18 protein-coding genes are annotated in these 17546 nt (G+C 38.8%); 6 read left to right on the top strand and 12 right to left on the bottom strand.

The window, feature by feature from the left end; translation table 11 throughout:
- The gene (locus JWQ34_RS04175) at nucleotides 1-1464 is read left to right on the top strand and encodes a radical SAM protein (protein ID WP_299354308.1); all 1464 of its coding nucleotides are present in this window, start codon (nucleotides 1-3) and stop codon (nucleotides 1462-1464) included.
- The gene (locus JWQ34_RS04180) at nucleotides 1464-2285 is read left to right on the top strand and encodes a methyltransferase domain-containing protein (RefSeq protein WP_299354311.1); all 822 of its coding nucleotides are present in this window, start codon (nucleotides 1464-1466) and stop codon (nucleotides 2283-2285) included. Before JWQ34_RS04175 ends, JWQ34_RS04180 begins: the two co-directional genes overlap by 1 nt.
- A gap of 6 nt (nucleotides 2286-2291) precedes the next feature.
- Here the strand turns inward: JWQ34_RS04180 and JWQ34_RS04185 are convergent, their stop codons facing one another.
- The 7 genes from JWQ34_RS04185 to JWQ34_RS04215 form a co-directional block, all read right to left on the bottom strand.
- Nucleotides 2292-3542 carry an O-antigen ligase family protein gene (locus JWQ34_RS04185; protein ID WP_299354314.1) on the bottom strand — a complete coding sequence of 417 codons (1251 nt, stop codon included), beginning with the start codon at nucleotides 3540-3542 and terminating at the stop codon, nucleotides 2292-2294.
- Complete coding sequence (locus tag JWQ34_RS04190) at nucleotides 3523-4647, bottom strand: DUF1972 domain-containing protein (protein WP_299354316.1); 1125 nt, start codon at nucleotides 4645-4647, stop codon at nucleotides 3523-3525. The genes JWQ34_RS04185 and JWQ34_RS04190 overlap by 20 nt, the downstream gene beginning before the upstream one ends.
- The gene (locus JWQ34_RS04195; RefSeq protein WP_299354318.1) at nucleotides 4644-5720 is read right to left on the bottom strand and encodes a glycosyltransferase family 4 protein; all 1077 of its coding nucleotides are present in this window, start codon (nucleotides 5718-5720) and stop codon (nucleotides 4644-4646) included. The genes JWQ34_RS04190 and JWQ34_RS04195 overlap by 4 nt, the downstream gene beginning before the upstream one ends.
- Nucleotides 5721-5726: 6 nt before the next feature.
- Complete coding sequence (locus tag JWQ34_RS04200; RefSeq protein ID WP_299354321.1) at nucleotides 5727-6686, bottom strand: glycosyltransferase; 960 nt, start codon at nucleotides 6684-6686, stop codon at nucleotides 5727-5729.
- Entirely contained in the window at nucleotides 6683-8341 is a 1659-nt protein-coding gene (locus JWQ34_RS04205) for a hypothetical protein (protein WP_299354324.1), read from the bottom strand. Before JWQ34_RS04205 ends, JWQ34_RS04200 begins: the two co-directional genes overlap by 4 nt.
- Nucleotides 8342-8439: 98 nt before the next feature.
- A complete protein-coding gene (locus tag JWQ34_RS04210) occupies nucleotides 8440-9852 on the bottom strand; it encodes an oligosaccharide flippase family protein (protein ID WP_299354327.1) in 1413 nt (470 codons plus the stop codon).
- Between the two features lie 15 nt (nucleotides 9853-9867).
- Nucleotides 9868-10665 carry a glycosyltransferase family 2 protein gene (locus JWQ34_RS04215; RefSeq protein ID WP_299354330.1) on the bottom strand — a complete coding sequence of 266 codons (798 nt, stop codon included), beginning with the start codon at nucleotides 10663-10665 and terminating at the stop codon, nucleotides 9868-9870.
- A 188-nt stretch (nucleotides 10666-10853) separates the two neighbouring features.
- Between JWQ34_RS04215 and JWQ34_RS04220 the strand changes: the two genes are divergently transcribed.
- From JWQ34_RS04220 to JWQ34_RS04235, 4 genes are all read left to right on the top strand, one after another.
- Nucleotides 10854-11045 (top strand): cold-shock protein, encoded by a 192-nt coding sequence (locus JWQ34_RS04220; RefSeq protein WP_299354333.1) that lies wholly within the window; start codon nucleotides 10854-10856, stop codon nucleotides 11043-11045.
- Between the two features lie 6 nt (nucleotides 11046-11051).
- Complete coding sequence (locus tag JWQ34_RS04225; RefSeq protein ID WP_299354336.1) at nucleotides 11052-11504, top strand: cold shock domain-containing protein; 453 nt, start codon at nucleotides 11052-11054, stop codon at nucleotides 11502-11504.
- A 606-nt stretch (nucleotides 11505-12110) separates the two neighbouring features.
- The gene (locus JWQ34_RS04230) at nucleotides 12111-13481 is read left to right on the top strand and encodes a family 43 glycosylhydrolase (RefSeq protein WP_299354339.1); all 1371 of its coding nucleotides are present in this window, start codon (nucleotides 12111-12113) and stop codon (nucleotides 13479-13481) included.
- Between the two features lie 314 nt (nucleotides 13482-13795).
- Nucleotides 13796-14938, top strand: coding sequence for a hypothetical protein (locus JWQ34_RS04235; protein WP_299354342.1), 1143 nt, complete (start codon nucleotides 13796-13798; stop codon nucleotides 14936-14938).
- A 33-nt stretch (nucleotides 14939-14971) separates the two neighbouring features.
- Here the strand turns inward: JWQ34_RS04235 and JWQ34_RS04240 are convergent, their stop codons facing one another.
- The 5 genes from JWQ34_RS04240 to JWQ34_RS04260 are packed head-to-tail and all read right to left on the bottom strand — an operon-like array spanning nucleotide 14972 to nucleotide 17350.
- Nucleotides 14972-15550 (bottom strand): YdeI family protein, encoded by a 579-nt coding sequence (locus JWQ34_RS04240; protein ID WP_299354345.1) that lies wholly within the window; start codon nucleotides 15548-15550, stop codon nucleotides 14972-14974.
- A 37-nt stretch (nucleotides 15551-15587) separates the two neighbouring features.
- Nucleotides 15588-16157 carry a DUF4256 domain-containing protein gene (locus tag JWQ34_RS04245; protein ID WP_299354348.1) on the bottom strand — a complete coding sequence of 190 codons (570 nt, stop codon included), beginning with the start codon at nucleotides 16155-16157 and terminating at the stop codon, nucleotides 15588-15590.
- 4 nt (nucleotides 16158-16161) lie between these two features.
- The gene (locus JWQ34_RS04250) at nucleotides 16162-16554 is read right to left on the bottom strand and encodes a DoxX family protein (protein WP_299354351.1); all 393 of its coding nucleotides are present in this window, start codon (nucleotides 16552-16554) and stop codon (nucleotides 16162-16164) included.
- A gap of 6 nt (nucleotides 16555-16560) precedes the next feature.
- A complete protein-coding gene (locus JWQ34_RS04255; RefSeq protein WP_299354353.1) occupies nucleotides 16561-17028 on the bottom strand; it encodes an SRPBCC domain-containing protein in 468 nt (155 codons plus the stop codon).
- 1 nt (nucleotide 17029) lies between these two features.
- Nucleotides 17030-17350 carry a metalloregulator ArsR/SmtB family transcription factor gene (locus JWQ34_RS04260; RefSeq protein WP_299354356.1) on the bottom strand — a complete coding sequence of 107 codons (321 nt, stop codon included), beginning with the start codon at nucleotides 17348-17350 and terminating at the stop codon, nucleotides 17030-17032.
- Between the last annotated feature and the right edge of the window lie 196 nt (nucleotides 17351-17546).

Genomic DNA, 17546 nt, shown 5'->3' on the forward strand with positions numbered 1-17546 from the left:
ATGAATAATATATTATTTTCACATTCCTATTTTTTACGATTTGATCCCAAACAATGGGCGCTAGGCCAGCCTTATGCACCACTGGGTACACTATACGCGGCGGCTTTAATGCGCGAAAATGGCTACAAGGTTTCGTTATTCGATACTATGTTTGTTACCGACCCCGCCGAAGTTAAACCTGTATTACAAGAAACTGCCCCTGATTTTTTTGTGATCTACGATGATGGCTTTAATTACCTCACCAAAATGTGCCTTACCAATATGCGCGAGGCAGCCTTTAGTATGTGTAAAATGGCGAAGGCTAAAGGCTGTACGGTAATTGTTTCCAGTTCAGACTCTACAGACCGGTACGAAGAATATTTAAAAGAAGGCGCCGACTTTGTGATCATCGGCGAAGCCGAACAAACATTGCTTGAATTAACAAATAACATTAAAGCGGGCGAACAAAATGTTGCTTTTATACCAGGCTTAGCTTTTATAGGTGAGGATAACAAAGTTGTTAAAACACAACCCCGCCATGTTTTAAAAGATCTGGATAGCCTACCACTACCTGCCTGGGATTTGGTGGATATAGAACTTTATCGCGATAGCTGGTTAAAAAATGCCGGTTACTTTTCTATCAACATGGGCACTACACGCGGCTGCCCATTTAAATGTAATTGGTGCGCTAAACCCATTTATGGTAATCGCTATAATTCGCGCAGCCCGCAGAATGTAATAGCAGAGTTAAAAATGCTAAAAGAGCGCTACCCTATTGATCATATCTGGTTCTGCGATGATATTTTTGGGTTAAAACCGGGTTGGGTACTGGAGTTTTCGCAGTTAATTCAAAAAGAAAATTTATGTACCCGTTTTAAAATACAATCGCGGGCCGACCTGTTGGTTGATGAAGAACTGGTAAACGCATTGGCTGCATCAGGCTGCGAAAATGTTTGGATAGGCGCCGAAAGTGGCTCACAAAAAATACTGGATGCCATGGATAAAGGCATTACGGTTGATCAGATACGAAAATCCACCAAAGCGATGAAGAAAGCGGGAATAAAACCTTCGTTCTTTATCCAGTTTGGTTATCCCGGCGAGGAGAAGACCGATATAGCCCAAACTATAAAAATGATAAACGAATTGCTGCCGTTCGAGATAGGTATATCCGTATCATACCCACTGCCGGGTACTGTTTTTTATGATAGGGTAAAAGCTGATCTGAAGAAAAAAACCAATTGGACAGATAGTGACGAAATGGCCTTAATGTTTACCAATACTTTCCCTGCCACTTATTATAAGCAATTACATAAATACGTGCATAAAAATTACCACATGCACCTGGCAAAAAATAGCTTGGTTAAGTTGCTTAAAAACCCATTAGGTGTTAATGTAAGTAGCTTAAAAAAAGCTGCATCTGTATTGTACTACACGCCGGCCACTTACATTGAGCGTATAAAACTTAACCAATTAGAAAAAGTGTGATGACGCCAGTTGCAGACAATATAAACGAGCAATATGCGGCAAGAGCTTTTTCCGCACAGTCGAATGTATTTGATGATATATATGCTGATAACACTATTGTAAAATACAAACGCGATAGGGTAAGGGCGCATGTTTTGCAATACATAAATCCCAACGCATCTATATTGGAGTTAAATAGCGGTACCGGCGAAGACGCTATATTTTTTGCAGGCCTGGGCCATGCCGTACATGCTACAGATATTGCCGAAGGCATGCAGCAACAACTTCGGGAAAAAGCGGTGAGGCACCGACTGGATAATTTAATATCAACCGAGTTATGCTCATTTACCCAACTGGATAGTCTTAGAAATAGAGGCCCTTACGATTATATCTTTTCCAACTTTGCCGGTCTTAATTGCACGGGCGAATTAGATAAAGTTCTACTATCGTTACCTGGGCTGTTAAATAAAGATGGCGTGGCTACATTGGTTATTTTGCCTAAGTTTTGTTTGTGGGAGTCGTTATTGTTGTTTAGAGGTAAATTTAAGCCGGCTATCCGCCGGTGGTTCAGCAAAAACGGCGTAAAGGCGCATGTAGAAGGTACATATTTTACTTGTTGGTATTACAACCCATCTTACATCATTAAGACGGTTAAAGGTTCATTTGATTTGCTGTCTGTAGAGGGTTTATGTACTATTGTACCGCCATCATACATAGAACATTTTGCCGAAAAATATCCCCGAATCTATCGTTGGCTAAAGAAGTTGGAAGGCCGTTATAGGTTAAGCTGGCCCTGGCGTTTTATCGGCGATTATTATATTATTTCGTTAAGGAAAAAGTAAGCCTCGCTATAACGCTTTGCGTGTTTCAGCTTTTGCAGAGAACAAGAAAAACGAAAAGAAGAACGCGTAAAATATAATTCCTTTATCTACATCCAGCAGATTTTCTGAGAACGACACCGATACTATCAGCGCTATAAAGGTAAAAAACAACAAATCCTTTCTTTGCAAGGCTTGCTTAAAACCGAACCATAGCGTAGCCAAATAGACCAACAAACCTATTATGCCCGATTTTATCAGGAAACTTAAATATTGATTATGCGCATTTAGGTTGTTTATAAATGAGTTATAATATTTCCGGGTGAAAAAACTTTCGTGTAATAAGCCTAACTCCGAACCTGCACCGTAACCAATAATCGGCGATCTCTTAATTAGATCAACGGCTGTACTCCACCTGTCAAGCCGCGAATCAAAACGGTTATCTTTTGATGTTAGCCTGAGATCATATTTAAAATCTGCAATATATCGCACTTTTAAAATGCCTAACGTAAATATTGTCGCAATGACCAATACAGATAATGAAGCTGTAATTCCAATAAATCTAAATCTGCTCTTTCCCTGCAATAAAAAGTAGGGAACCGCCAGGTTTATAATGAAAAACAAAGGCACGCAAACAGATTTTGATGATAACTGGATAAGACCTGCAGAAAGGATGCCTATGCAAATACCATAAAAAACCCGGTAATAATTAGATTGTTCTTTTAGTAATACCGACAATAAATAGATCAACGCGATAGCTACCTGCAATGAAAAAAATGTAGCATGCATATCAATAGGCTCGGCAAAGTTTTGATTGGTAAACGCGGATGTTGCAATAGTTTTGTAAGGTAGGTTGTAAAACCTAATGGTATGGAAAGCATTTAAATACAAATAGCTTATCGTGGCCGTACAGATCAATGAAAAGGCTAATAGTAATTGAAATCGGTATTTTCTAATATCAAATGATGTTAAACAGAACAGTATAGGAAAAAGCAAAATGCTAATATGTCGCCCCAATTCATTAAAAGCTTGCTGGCGGTTAATGGTATAAATGGTACTTAGCAGCGTAACAAAAAATACCGATTGCAATAACAGATTCCTAACCGTAAAAACAGGTTTAATATCTTTTTTATTTAACTGAATTAAGGTGTGAATAATAAAACTTATCAGTATAATGTGGCTATAAAAAAAATCAAACGGCAAGCTGGCCATAAATACCATCAAATGGTAATAGCTTATTTTATTAGCCAGCGTATCGTTTTTAATAAATAGTCTTTCCATTATTGTAATGCAGGTAACACTCTATAGCATATTGCTCATAACCATCAACTACGCTTTCCCAGTTAAACAGGTGCTTTATTTTTTGGAGGTTGTTACTAACCATTGTTTTCTCGGTGTCCTGGTGTTTCACGGTTTCTACCAGTTGCTTAACATCATTAGGGTTTGAAAAATAAAAGGCATCGGTACTTAAAACAGCCTGGTTAAAAGGGTTATTATGCGCGGCTATTAAAGCCTCGCTGGCCATGGCTTCTAAAAGCGATGGATTGGTGCCCCCAACACTATGCCCATGAAAATACAGGTATGAGTTGTTTTGCAACGCGCGTACTTTCGCCGTATCAAAAATTGACCCTTTAAATTCAATACGGCTATCGTTTTGAAACTTATGCGTAATGAACTTGCCGAACCGGTTACGCGTATCGCCTAAAACTTTAAATGGTTTATCAGAGTTGCTTTGATTATACCCCTCTAAAATAGTTTCGATATTATTTTCGGGCTCCATGCGGGCCATCAACAAAAAATAATCTTCTTTAGCAGCTTCGGCTGGGAAGAGCTGTTCCCTTTCAATCTCGGTGATCATATCAGCGCCATAAGGTATGTAACGGCTGTTGATATCATACTTGCGGGCCAGGTATGATTTTATCACCATAGAATCTGATACATAATACTGGCTATGTTTTACCGCCAGTTTCTCGGCATATTTTAAAAACGTTTGTACTGGTTTCGAATATTTTGATCGTTTCCATTCCAGCCCATCCATATTGGTAATGATGGCGCTGTTTTCCGGGTACAGGCTTCCCCAAACCGAACTACTGGTATAACCCATTACAATAATTACATCAAAATTACGGGTGCGGGCATCACGGATACAATTCAGATCATACACAAATTGCCCGGCAGAGCCAATTAGATATTCGGGATCATAACAATGAATAATGTTTACACCGTTCCAACTATCCTTAGTGTAAGGATGATTATGCGAGTTGTACACGCTTATATTATGCCCACGTTTAGCTAAGCCTGCCGATACATACTCTGATATATGCTCAAACCCACCGTAATGGTTGGGTATACCTCTTGTTCCTAATATGGCTATTTTAAGTTTCATGCGACAACAGTTTTTTGATATGCTTTAAAAGTTTGCTCTGCGGCTTTGGTCCAGGTGTATTTATCTAATATTTTTTCGCGGAGCTGATAATCGGGGGCAGCTGCGCTTGCTTTTTCAATGGCGGCGAATATGCTTTGCGGCTGTGTCGGATCACAGTAAAAGGCGTAGTCTTCAAAGTATTCTTTAGTATCACCCCTATCGGTAATTACCAGGTTACAACCCATTACCGCAGCTTCAACCGAACTTAGGCCGGTAGTTTCAAACCAGCTGGGTAATACATGCACTTTTGCCCGCTGGTAATATTTTACCAGTTCGCCCTGCGGCAGATGGTCAATAAAGCTGATGTTGGTTGCGGCAATACTGCGGCATTGATTATAGTAAGCGGTTTGGTTGGGGCTGTGATTGCCTATCAATAATAGTTTAAACCGGGTATTGTTTAATGCTTTAATAAGGTTAAGCTGGTTTTTAATCCCTTCAATTCGCGCTACACAAAGGACTAATAAGTCATCTTTTTTTAGCCCATCGTTATATTGGAAACGATCAGTATTAATACCATTAGGCACCACACTGTATCTTACAGGCGCAGGATACATTTGTATAACACGCTTATATTCTGATTCTGAATTAGGCAGTATAAACGCGGCATTATTCAATATCTCCATAATGCTTTTGCGTTGCCCTTTCCATACATAGCTCAGGCTTGCTAAATGGTCGCGGCCTAAGAACCACCTGGCCATAGTTTTTAAATACTCAATACTGTCCGATGAAAAATAGCTAAACACTATCCCTGCACCTTTGCGGTGATGTTTATCATATTCGCTATAGTTTACCAATATGGTTGATACTACAAACGGCTTTCCCGCTTTTTTGCTGTGGTGTAAAATATCAGCAGGGCGTATCAGATTGAAAAAATGCAACAAGTCATAATTATCATAAGCTATTGTTTCATTAGAAAGTTTGATCTCCGCAATCACCCCCATATCCGCTAAATGCCGGGCGGTTTCCATAGCTTGTATGGTGTCCCCGCCAGGGGCATTATATAAAGTTGATCGGGTTATGATGGCTACTTTCATGGCTGCTTATAGTTTGTTCGGGCTTAGTTTATGTAACCATGCCACCAGGCTTTCCGGGAAATAGCTTAGCAAGTACAATAAGTAGTTTTCCAACCGTAAAGGGTATATTTTTATCGCCTTGTTAAAATAGTCGCGCGCCCTTTCAGGCTGATGATTATCTGTCAGGAATTTTTTGCCGCATAAGGCATTATAGGCGCCTTCCTTTATTTTTTGTATATCCTGGTCCTTGATAATTGCCAGTAATTCGTTGCCTTCTGCTGCGGTGATAGAGCCACGTAAAACTATCTCTCGTTTTAATTCGCGGAACCTTCTTCCGCGCCATTTTTCGTCAATAGTTACTGATGATGAATTGAGGCGGTATTTTATCAGCGGCTCTGTCAAATTGCAAAAATGGCCTTCGTTTACCAGGTTAGTCCACAATAAATAGTCTTCAAAATTATGCGCGTGAGTAGGGTAGCCACCTGCATTAATTACATTTTCTTTTTTGTACATGACGGTTGGATGCACAAACGGGCAATAGAAATACAGCTTATCCATGATCTGCTCATGCGAGTAGGCTATGCAATGAAAATCGAACAGGAAATCGCCATTCTCAATAATATATTTAGCCTCGCTGCCTATTAAAATATACTCGGGGTTATCATGTAAAAAACGTATTTGTTTTTCAAGCCGATAGGGATAACACACGTCATCCGCGTCAAACCTTGCAATATAGGGAGCCCTTGCATATTTAAGACCGGTATTAAGAGCATTGGCCACGCCTTTGTTAGATTGATTGATCAATACGATCCGATCATCCTTAAAACTGTTAATGATAGCCACGGTTCCATCGGTTGATCCATCATTGACAATCAACAACTCAAAGTCTGTATACGTTTGCAGCAAAACAGATTCAATAGCCTCGCGTATATACTTTTCGGCATTATAAGCAGGCATTAAAACAGTTATGTTAGGCGTGGCTTTCATTTTGTAATTGGCAATTTTTGGCTTAATAATTCTTGTCCTTCTTTAATATTTAAAAACAGCAGTAATTCAAAAAATATTACTACCGATAACTGCTCAAACCAGTAGTCAATAAAAAAAATACACATCACAAATGCAACTAAGGGTATGCCATAAGTAAGTGTTAAATAATGCTTTGCAAAAAAAAACAGGTAGCAAACAAACAGTGCCAGTAATCCCGCTAAACCATATTCTGCTAGTAACTGATCGTATACAGAAAACGGGCTGTTGGTTAATGAATGTGCACTGGCGCCCTTGCTAAAAAAGTTCAAATAGATATCTAAATGATTGGTTAAAAAATCAGGATTGATATAAATGTGTTTTTGCGGATATTCACCTGTAAACTTTAGCCCTGTTGCCCTAAATGCCAGTTTCGAAGAGAAATTACCAATGCCATCACCTGCTATAATTTTGGTAGGATGTTGCTTTAAAAAGTTGACTGTTTGCAGTAATCCTGTAACTTTTCCCGGCACAGTTCCCCAATGCGAATTGCCTGAAATAGGAAGCCTTTCTTTATGAGCCTGAACAAAATCAACCAACTGCTGTTGCTCGGGCGGTGTTGTTTTAAGCCATTGATATGATGGCCCATTAAGATCAGGCCAGGGAAGAACTATTTTCCCTGTGGGTGTTGCCAAAACATTCGGTGGTAGCGGTTCGCGTTTTATTTGGTTAATAGGTAAGGCGGCTAAACTATCTAAATAAAGCGTAGCAAACTTTACTCTTTTTTCTTCGGAATTTAATGTGCTATCCGCCCTTTGGGTAATAGGTATATGGTTGTCAGTAGGCCAGGGAGATATGATCTGCTTTTTGTAAAAAATCGATTTAATAGTGTTTACCACATAATTATTATTCTGTGGCGATACTTTGGCCATAAATATCACCAAAAACATTAGGCAGATAACTATAACGCTTTTTTGATCTCTGTTGCTGTTAAAAATAAATAAAACAGCAAGTATTATAAGCGTAAATATATTGGTGAAGTTGCTACCCGTAAATAACAAAGTAGCCATGCAAACCAACGTCATCGCTGTGTTTTTTTTGGTCAGGAAATAAATTACCCCGAATGCATTTAATACAGCATTGGTTGTCGAGGTGTCAAAGGTGATCCCTTTAACAAAATCGCCGGTACTGATAAAATATTTTTGATATTGACCCTGATAAGTGTATGGGTTAAGCGCATGTATTTCTAATACGATGAATGCCAGGTTTAATAGTGAGGCCACCGCATTAATAATGAAGAAAAGCGCAATAGTACGGTGAATTACTTCCGCATCATTTTTTTCTACCGATAATTTAAGCTGGTGTATGGCCAGTATACAGATTAACCAAAATCCAATCCCTGTTATAAAAACGAGGTTATAATTGCTGTTGAAATAATTGCCATTGATTACAAAACCTACCAGCGCCACAATAATTATTAACGGGTAAAACAGCGGCAGCCTTGAATTTTTTAACTGAAAGCCAAATTTGAAATCAAACTGTAATAAATAAATTATAGCTATGGCCGGAATTTTTACTGCCAGCTTCACATTTAAAAACAACAGCAAAAACAACAGCAGTTTCCAGTCTGCATAACTTTTTAGTTTTTTTAAATTTAAAGCTGATAGTAGTTGGGTCATCCGCGTTTTTCGGGGCCCGATAAAATGGTTAATCCCGATAGAGGGATTACGATTAAAAAAGGAGTTTGGTTGCCTGCTAACGACTATGTTGAGGCATATTAACCGATAATTGCTTTAAGTCTTTGCCTGTCTTTTAATTGCAATTGCCCGGTAATAATTAGCAACGCCAAATAACCTAATATCGCAGTTGGTATTACCAGCCAATTATCTGCAAAAATGGCTTTGGTTGCAAACCCGCTGCATAAGGCACAAATGGTGCAAATAATTAACGGTTGCCCTGTTTTTTTTAATTCGGGCAAAGTGTTTTTGTTGAGGTAAAATACAATTTGTGCAATACAGGCCAATAGAAATGCTATAGCGGCTCCCTCATTTTTGTAAATGGGAATAAGCACAATATCACCCGCGATGTTTACTGCCAGTGTCACCATAAACGCGTTCAGGATCATTTTTAACCGCCCTTGCGCAAAGAAGATGGTCCAAAAAAAGTTTTCTATGTACAACAATGGTAAACAGAGCGATAGTATAAAAATGGTGTTAATATTCACTGTTCCGTATTTATTATGCGTTAACCAGTCGATAACAGGTGCCCAGTATACGTTTAACAGCAGCACAGTAAAAGCAGCCAGGATCATTTCCATTCTGATTAAAAACTTTAAGCCATCAGTATTAACCTCGTCTTGTTTAAACATTTTGGTAAAACGGGGGATAAGCAATGGCGCGATAGCTAATAGGGGTAGCGTAGCGATCTCAAATAACTTATAAGCAAAACTATACTCGGCCAGTTTTGCCGCTGACAGGATGAAGCCGATAAATATCCAATCAAACCTGGCTAATGAGGAAGTGATCAACACTACGCCAATTTGTGGCAGCGCTTCGCGAACAAGGTTAACGTAGTTTGTTTTATCCCATTTTATAGCTATCGGTATTTTGGCCCATTTTTTAAATAAAGGTACCCCTAATACAAATTCTAAAGTATCGCCAATAATAAAAATAGCGACAATAGTATATAGGTCAAGCCTATGGAGGAATAAAAAAACCACTAAAAGAATACATCTTACAAAATTGGATATGATTGATAGCCAAGCCAATAGTTTAAATAATTCTAATCCGCTGGCTGCTTGCTTGTAAGGGGTAGACAGATAGGTCATTAGTTTGCCAATTCCTATCAATAGCAATAAATTATATATAGTCGGCGGGTGCGGAAATACAAATAACACCGCTACCAATATCCCGTAAAATACCAAGCCTGTAAATAATGTATGTGTAATGTATAGGGATAACGCCGATTGTTTATCATCCCCTGCGGCAATTTTTTTGATGATGAGCTGATCAATCCCGCAAGAAAGAATATTAAATGCCGATAGTAAGATTGCTAAGGCCAGGTTAATTTGCCCAAAGCCATCTTTACTTAGGGTAGTAGAGAGGATATAAAATATGACTAACCCAAAAACCTGGTTGGCAACAAGCTGCAAGGCATTCGCTGATAGGTTTTTAAGATTATTGCTGCTCACTAGCCGGTTAAATACTTAATATTCAACTACTAAATTAGGTTTTATGTATTGCTTTTTCTTGAGATTGTTTTCCAGTCGAAGCAGGTAATGGTATTTAAGCCATTTGTTTTTGTAGGTAATGCGGGCAATCTGCAGGCCTTCTTTACCATCTAAAAATCCGCCAAATAAAATATAGCCCTTTATAAAGCCAAATAGAGGTGATATATGTAGGTTAATAGCATTTGCTTTTTTACCAATACTTAAATACATTTCGGCGCTAAGGCGGGCGTAGTATAGGGCCTTGCTATTACATTCGGTGCTGTCTTTTACAGAGTAATGGTGGATGTAGCCATCTAAACGCTGCATTTTTGCATTGTCTGGCAATATTAATGTTTCGTGTACATTAGACTGCGCCCACTTTACCAATATTCGGTTAAATAAGCGGATATGATGATCTCGTCCCCAACTACCATAACGTATCAATTTTTTACCGAAGTAGGATTTGAACCTGATATCATATACCATAGTTGGGTCGTTCAGCTTTAAACTGTGTAAAGACATCACCAATTCCAGGTCAGCTATTTCATCGGCGTCAACGCTTAATATCCAGTCGTATTTGGCTAACTCAATGCCTTTGTTTTTATTAGTGCCGTATCCGTCCCAGTTTTTTTGATATACGCGGCAGCCCTCTGTTAAGGCAATATTTAGCGTTTCGTCTGTGCTGTAATTGTCAATTATCACTATATCATCCGTGATCATTTTAGCTGCAGCAATGCAGTCGGCTATAATGTCAGCTTCATTTTTGGTAATAATAATAACCGAAACAGGTATCATGAAATTGCTAATTATGTTTTTAACAGGATTGATTATTATGAACACGAGCGTTGCTTGCAAAAGGTTGCCTATAGGGTTAAAAATTACAATAAATAGGTGTGACAAGCAGGTGAATTTTTAGTGATTGACGGTTTTATGCTAAGTCATCAATAATAAGCCGTATCTTGCACGCTTAATCAATATAAATCATGGCAACAGGAACAGTAAAATTTTTTAATGAATCAAAAGGCTTCGGCTTTATTACTCCGGATCAAGGTGGCAAAGAAGTATTTGCACACGTAACGGGTTTAATCGATGAGATCCGCGAAGGTGATTCGGTAACTTACGAAGTAGAAGATGGCAAAAAGGGTCCGAGCGCGGTTAATGTTAAAATAGCGTAATTAGTCTTGGCAAAATCAACAGCAACCTTCAGTAAAAAAGAAAAAGAAAAGAAACGACTTAAAAAATCGCAGGACAAAAGAGAAAAAGCCGAAGATCGTAAAGCTAATTTTGTTAAGGGGAAGACTCTGGAAGATATGATGGCCTATATTGATGAATATGGGAACATCACCTCCACACCGCCGGACCCTACCAAAAAGTTAAAGATCAAGTCGGAAGATGTTCAAATCGCTATCCCCAAACAGGCGGACGTTGTGCAGGAGATCGTCAGGAATGGTATTGTTGGCTTTTTTAATGAAGCCAAAGGTTATGGCTTTATCAAGGATATGCAAACTCAGGAAAGCATATTTGTTCACGTCAATAACCTGACCGAGCCCATCAAGGAAAACAACAAAGTGACCTTTGAGATAGAGCCGGGAGCAAAAGGACCTACCGCGGTAAAAGTCAAACTTTCTAAATAGAAAAGTCCCTGGCCTTAGTTGATGATAGCATCAATAAAGGCGAAGGTAACCTATGTAATAAAAAATAAAGCCCGTTCGCGTATAGTGAATAGGCTTTTTTTATGGCCGTTTTTTAATTTTTGCGTCCTTGTATTGACAACTCCAATAAGGGCCAAAAAATGTCAGAATAATTTAGAAATCCGGGCGATTTTTTATTGTTATATTATTGATTTATAGTTTTTTATATAAAACTACCGGCACCTGTCATTTATATACTTGTACCCTCCATTTGTGCACACGATATGAACCTGTAACTGCACAAAACTGCCATATTTTACCATACTTTATGCGTACTCATTGGTGCCTTAACAATAACACCCTCCCCGGTTAAAAAACTTAACTTAAAATGTGGTAACAAAGTTACGCCACCATTTTATTAAGCGAGGTTTCCGTGCTTTGTAATACCGGGCGAAGTGATAGGAAATAAACAGGGCGTTTCCGCGTATAGCCGGACCGTATTATCCGCTCGCGTTTATTTTCCCGCCTTTGTTGGTGTTATCATCACAAGGGCGGGGAATATAATACCTGATAAAAAACAATTTGTACATTTAGATCAAAGTAAACCAAATGAAAGATCTAAAAATCGCCTTACTCATCCTGTTTTTCCTGTTTTCAGGTTTGTCAAATTACTCCTTATATGCGCAGAGCAATCCGGTTGTTGAAGGGGTTGCTGATGCCGGGGTAATAAATTTTAACGGTAAATATTATCTGGCTGGTGTTGCTACAAATGGCGGTTTTTATATATCAGACGACCTTATAAAGTGGACCGGGCCGGTCCATGTTTTTTCAATGGATAATGAATGGACAAAAGGAAAACCTTTTGGCGACAACCAGATCCATGCTGCTGATATTAAATATTGGAACGGGAAGTTTCATTTTTACTGGTCTGTTAACTTTTGGGGTATAAAAAACATGACTGTGCATATAGGGCATGCCGTTGCCGACAATATCCTTGGCCCCTATATTGAGCCGAATAAAAAAACCTGGTTTGACAACCGTATCGATGCAAATTTGTTTATCAATACCGATAGTACGTTTTATTTCTATTCGGTAAAGTTTACCGATGGCAATACTATTTGGGGGCAGCCCATGGCCGACCCATGGACACTTAAAGGAGACCCCAAGTACATATTTAATTCATTACCCGAAACCTGGGAACGGTACGATAATAATGTGACGGAGGGCCCCTGGGTTATGAAATACCGCTCAAAATACTACATGATGTACAATGCAAACCATAGCGCAAACCTATACGGTAACTATGCGTTGGGGGTGGCCGAAGCTGATGATCCGCTTGGTTTTAACAGTGGCAATAAATATTTGCAACCTGTTGTACAACAAAATTTAACGGATAACCCGGATGAAATGAGATACTTCTTCACCTCGTCCCTTGAAGCTTTTAGTAACTGGAAATATGCCTTTGATAAACCCGCTGACGATTGGATGAAACCCGGCTTTACAGATTCGGATTGGAAAAGCGGAGAAAAAGGATTTGCAAACCAGGAGGTAAAGGGTAGTACCCTAATAAGAAGACAAACCTTATGGAACAGTGATGATATCTGGATAAGGAAGCGTTTTACTATGACTCCTGCACCATCAGATAACCTACAACTACTGGTTAACCATGCCGGGCCAACTGAAGTATATATTGACGGGCAGCTGGTATATACCGGTGTAGTAACCAACTACGCGACAATTGATCTTAAAAGCGATATCATACAAAAATTAAAAGCCGGCAATAACGTAATTGCGGTACATAGTAAAAAGGGAAGAAGATCTGCCAATGTGGATGTAGAATTAATAGACCCATTGACAAAACCAGGTGATGACATTCTGTTAAACCCCGGGCAGCCTAATATTGTTAAAGGGCCTAACGGTTTTGATGGTGGCTGGTATATTTTGGAATTAAAAACGGAGGAAGACGGGGCCAGTTTGTAAACCGTGTTGTTTTTAACGACCATGAATTAACCGTAGACGGACCAACCGGCAATAAAACATCTGGTTATCATCCAAATCCTTCATTACCCATATTTGGTGATGGCTTTGAATCTGCTGATAAAACGGAACTTAAAACCAAATGGGAGGTTAAGGCAGGTAAGTGGCAGATACAGAATAATGAACTAAAACAAACCGATGCATTAAACAAGACTCTTGCCTTAATTAAAAGCCACAAATCAGATAATTATCTTTTCAAGGTTGGTGTAAAGAACGACTCACCAAAAAAAGGAAATGCAGGTGTTATAGCTTATTACTTGGGTGCTGCAAATTTTTTGGAGGTAGGGTTTAACCCCAAAGAGGGGACGTGGTATTCAAGATTGATGAAGGACGGGAAGGAACTGGTTAAAAAGAATAAGTTATCTAAGGAGTTCAATTTTAGTGTTTACCATAGCCTGTCGGTATATAAAAATGCTCAACAGTTTGATGTATTGATTGATGATAACCCTGCACCGGGTAACAACAAAATAACTTCTACTTTCTCTGCACAGGGAATCCCCGGGCTATTTACCGAAAACAGCAGCGCTTCATTTGACGGAGCGATCTATACTCCCGGATGGGACGAATACAATTCTACTATCGCAGGATGGAATAACTCGGCAAATGGTGAAAAGGCCACCGGAAGGTGGACAGTTTCGAAAAATGGCATCTCTCAATCTGAAGATAAAGGAAGTTTTTCGGCTTTTAAGGGCGACTTGCTGAACCAGTATGAATTTGATATTCAGATTTACAAGAACTTAAATAAGAATGCCCAACCCGATAAAGGAACGGCGGGTATCTATCCGGTGTATGTTGATAAAGACAATTATTTGCAAATAGGATTAAATTTTAAAAGCGGTAACCTGGACATCTCCGGAAAATTAAAGGGTGCAGCTATTGTAAATTCAGTGCTTCCATTGAAACGAAAAGTAGTTAAATATCCCGATCCTAAATATGGCGATGGATTAATGAAGTTTTACCCGTTAAAGAAAAACACGGAGCTATCATCATTGGAGATTGTAAAATCGGTTTATAACAAAGGGGAGTTTCTGGTTAATCAGTTTGATTCTTTGAAAATAGTTTACCGATATAATGGAGAATGGCATCCTTTGGATTTTAAAGTAGCAGCGCGTGATAATCAGGCTGTGAATAAAATTGAGTTCGGTAAAATAACTGCGAATGCGCTTAGGCTGGTCAGTTCGGCTGCTGATAATTCAGTCCATGTTTATAAACTTTATGTTACCGAGGAAAAAACATCCGACTATAATTTAAGGACTGTTAAATTGGATGACAAAGTAATTCTCTTTCTTGATGGGAAACAAGTTGCCGAGATCAAAGGATCGTGGCCTGCATCACAGGTTGGACTGTTTAGTAAAGATATGTCCGTTACATATAACGGGATAACGTTATTTGAAAGGTAAAATAATCATAAAGTTTGATAATTTATTCATGATCTAATCATCTAAACCTTTTCCATTAAGGATTTGCGGCATATATTTTTCAATCCTTGCCAGGCGGGTTGTTGATTGTTTGGCAGCAGAAAAATGCAGCAAATATGCTCTTTGCCGTCCAGGTGTTAATGCCTCAAAAGCAGTTTTCAGAGCTTTAATAGTATCTAATTTATATTGAAATTCTGTAGGCATGTTAAATTCTGCCGTCTTTTTAAGCTCTACTTTCAAGCCGGCTTTTTCAATTTCAATGGCTTCAAAAATATAGGCCTTCAAAACAGGTTCCATCTCTACTATTTGCATAAGACTGGTGAACCGGATCTGACGCGCCGCCTGCACATTTTCCGTTTGTTGGATCAGCATGCCATCTGCATCATTTAACAATACACCTTTAAAAAATAAAAGCGCGCAGTAGTCTTTAAACACATGTATTAAAACGATGTTGTTTTTATTAAACGAGTAACACGGGCAACCCCACTTCAACTCTTCGGTAAGCCCGCAATCAAGTACAATAGCTCTTAATTTTGTGATCTTTTCCTGCCACTTTTGGGCTTTGGTAAAATAAAAATCAACCTTCGGATTCATTTCACTCTTTGTTTAATATTAACTGTCTGTACAAAATTTAGACCTTTAGCGAGCCGCGGAAACCCCTGGCGGCGTAATAAGACTCTGCTCCGTTGTGATAAAGAAACACCGTGTTATAGCGCCGGTCACAAAAAAGGGCCCCGCCAAGTTTCCTGATATCGGCAGGTGTGTTTACCCAACTTGATGTTTTTAGATCAAAGTTTCCAAGTTTCTGAAGGTCACGATATTGTTCTTCTGTTAAAAGTTCAATGCCTATAGTCGCCGCCATATCAACAGCGCTATTTTCTGGTTTATATTCTTTCCTTGACTCCAAGGCTGCGCCATCATAACAAAGGCTTCTTCGGCCTTTAGGGCTTTCTGCTGAACAATCATAAAAAGTGTATTCGCCTGTCTTTTCATCATGACCAACAATATCTGGTTCGCCGCCGGTTCTTTCCATTTCATTAAGCGACCATAGCTTTGCAGTATTAGTTTCCAGCTTTGCTTGTACTTTAGCCCATTCAAGACCTTTATGACGACTGATGTTTTTCTCAAACCGGGCTTTCAGCGTGCTTAATAGTTCTTCACGTTGTTCTGGCGATAAGTACTTGTTATTGCTATTGTCCATACTTTTATTGATTTACTGAACTAATCTTTCTATCATTAGGCCTGAAATACCACGATACCACAGTCAGAACTAGTAATAATATCGGTCCAAAAAATTCTTTAGCACTATCCCTAACGGCCAGGTGCGAAAAAACAGCACCCGACATAGCAAAGAAAAAGCCCGCATAAGCCCATTCCTTTAGTAAAGGTAATTTAGGAATAAACACTGCTACAAGTCCTAAAACTTTCCATATACCTAATATCGTTAAAAAATAAGTGGGATAGCCCAAATGCGTGATACTATCTAGTCCTCCGGCTCCCGCTTTCTGTTTCAATAACTGTACTATTGCGGTTGATATCATTCCTAAGGCAAGCCAAATAGTAGCGATCCAATAAATAATTTTATTTCTCTTTGGCATAATGTGTTATTTTAATTTGGTTAAAATGTCTTGCAATCGGTTATGTGCCATATTTATGCCTTGGGCGAAAGGCAACTGCAGCATCTGGTCTCTTTTTGCATTAGATTCATATACTACGTGCATACTCAATTTGCTGGTGTCGTCAGTAAGTTGTTCAAATTCTAAGAATTCAATCTGAACTCCAAAAGGGGTATTCTCCATTTCAAATGTTCGTATTATTTTTTGGTTTGGAACAAAATCATGAATTACCCCATTAGCCCGAAATACCACATTTCCTTTAGTATCGGATGTTTCAAATTGGTAACTGCCGTGCTTTTTGTTTTCAAGTTTCAGCACTTTCGTTCCCATCCATTGCGCAACAATTTCGGGTTCTGCATACGCTTTAAAAAGTAATTCTAGGGGTAAATCAAACTCCCTTGTAATAAGTAGGTCCTGTTTGCCATCTTCGGCATTAATTTTTGTTTTTAGTTCCATATTATTCGCTTTTATATTTTTTCATTATTGTTTCCAATTTATTAAACCTATCATCCCACATTTGGCGGAATGGCTCAATGAAGTCAGCTACTTCTTTCATTTTTTTTGCGTTAATATGATAGTGAATCTCCCTGCCATTTTGCTCTTGTTTAAGCAATTCGCATTCGGTGAGTATTTGCAAGTGTTTTGAAACGGTTGGTCTTGCTGTATCAAAGTTTGAGGCTAATGCACCTGCTGTCATAGATTGCGAGGCAACCAATAAAAGTATAGCCCTTCTTGTCGGATCGGCAATTGCCTGAAAAACATCTCTTCTTTCTATCATAATACAACCAAATGGTTGCCAAATATAATACAACCATTTGGTTGTGCAAATCTTTTTAAGGTCTTTTCTAACATCAATCTCCCGTCACTATACCTCGCCAAAAAAATGCAAACATATTTGCGCAACTCAAAAGTTGCATATATATTTGCAACCTGAGGGTTGCTCAATTAAAATCAAGATGAAACAAGATATATTC

The organism is Mucilaginibacter sp. (genome assembly GCF_028288185.1).
Lineage (GTDB): Bacteria > Bacteroidota > Bacteroidia > Sphingobacteriales > Sphingobacteriaceae > Mucilaginibacter.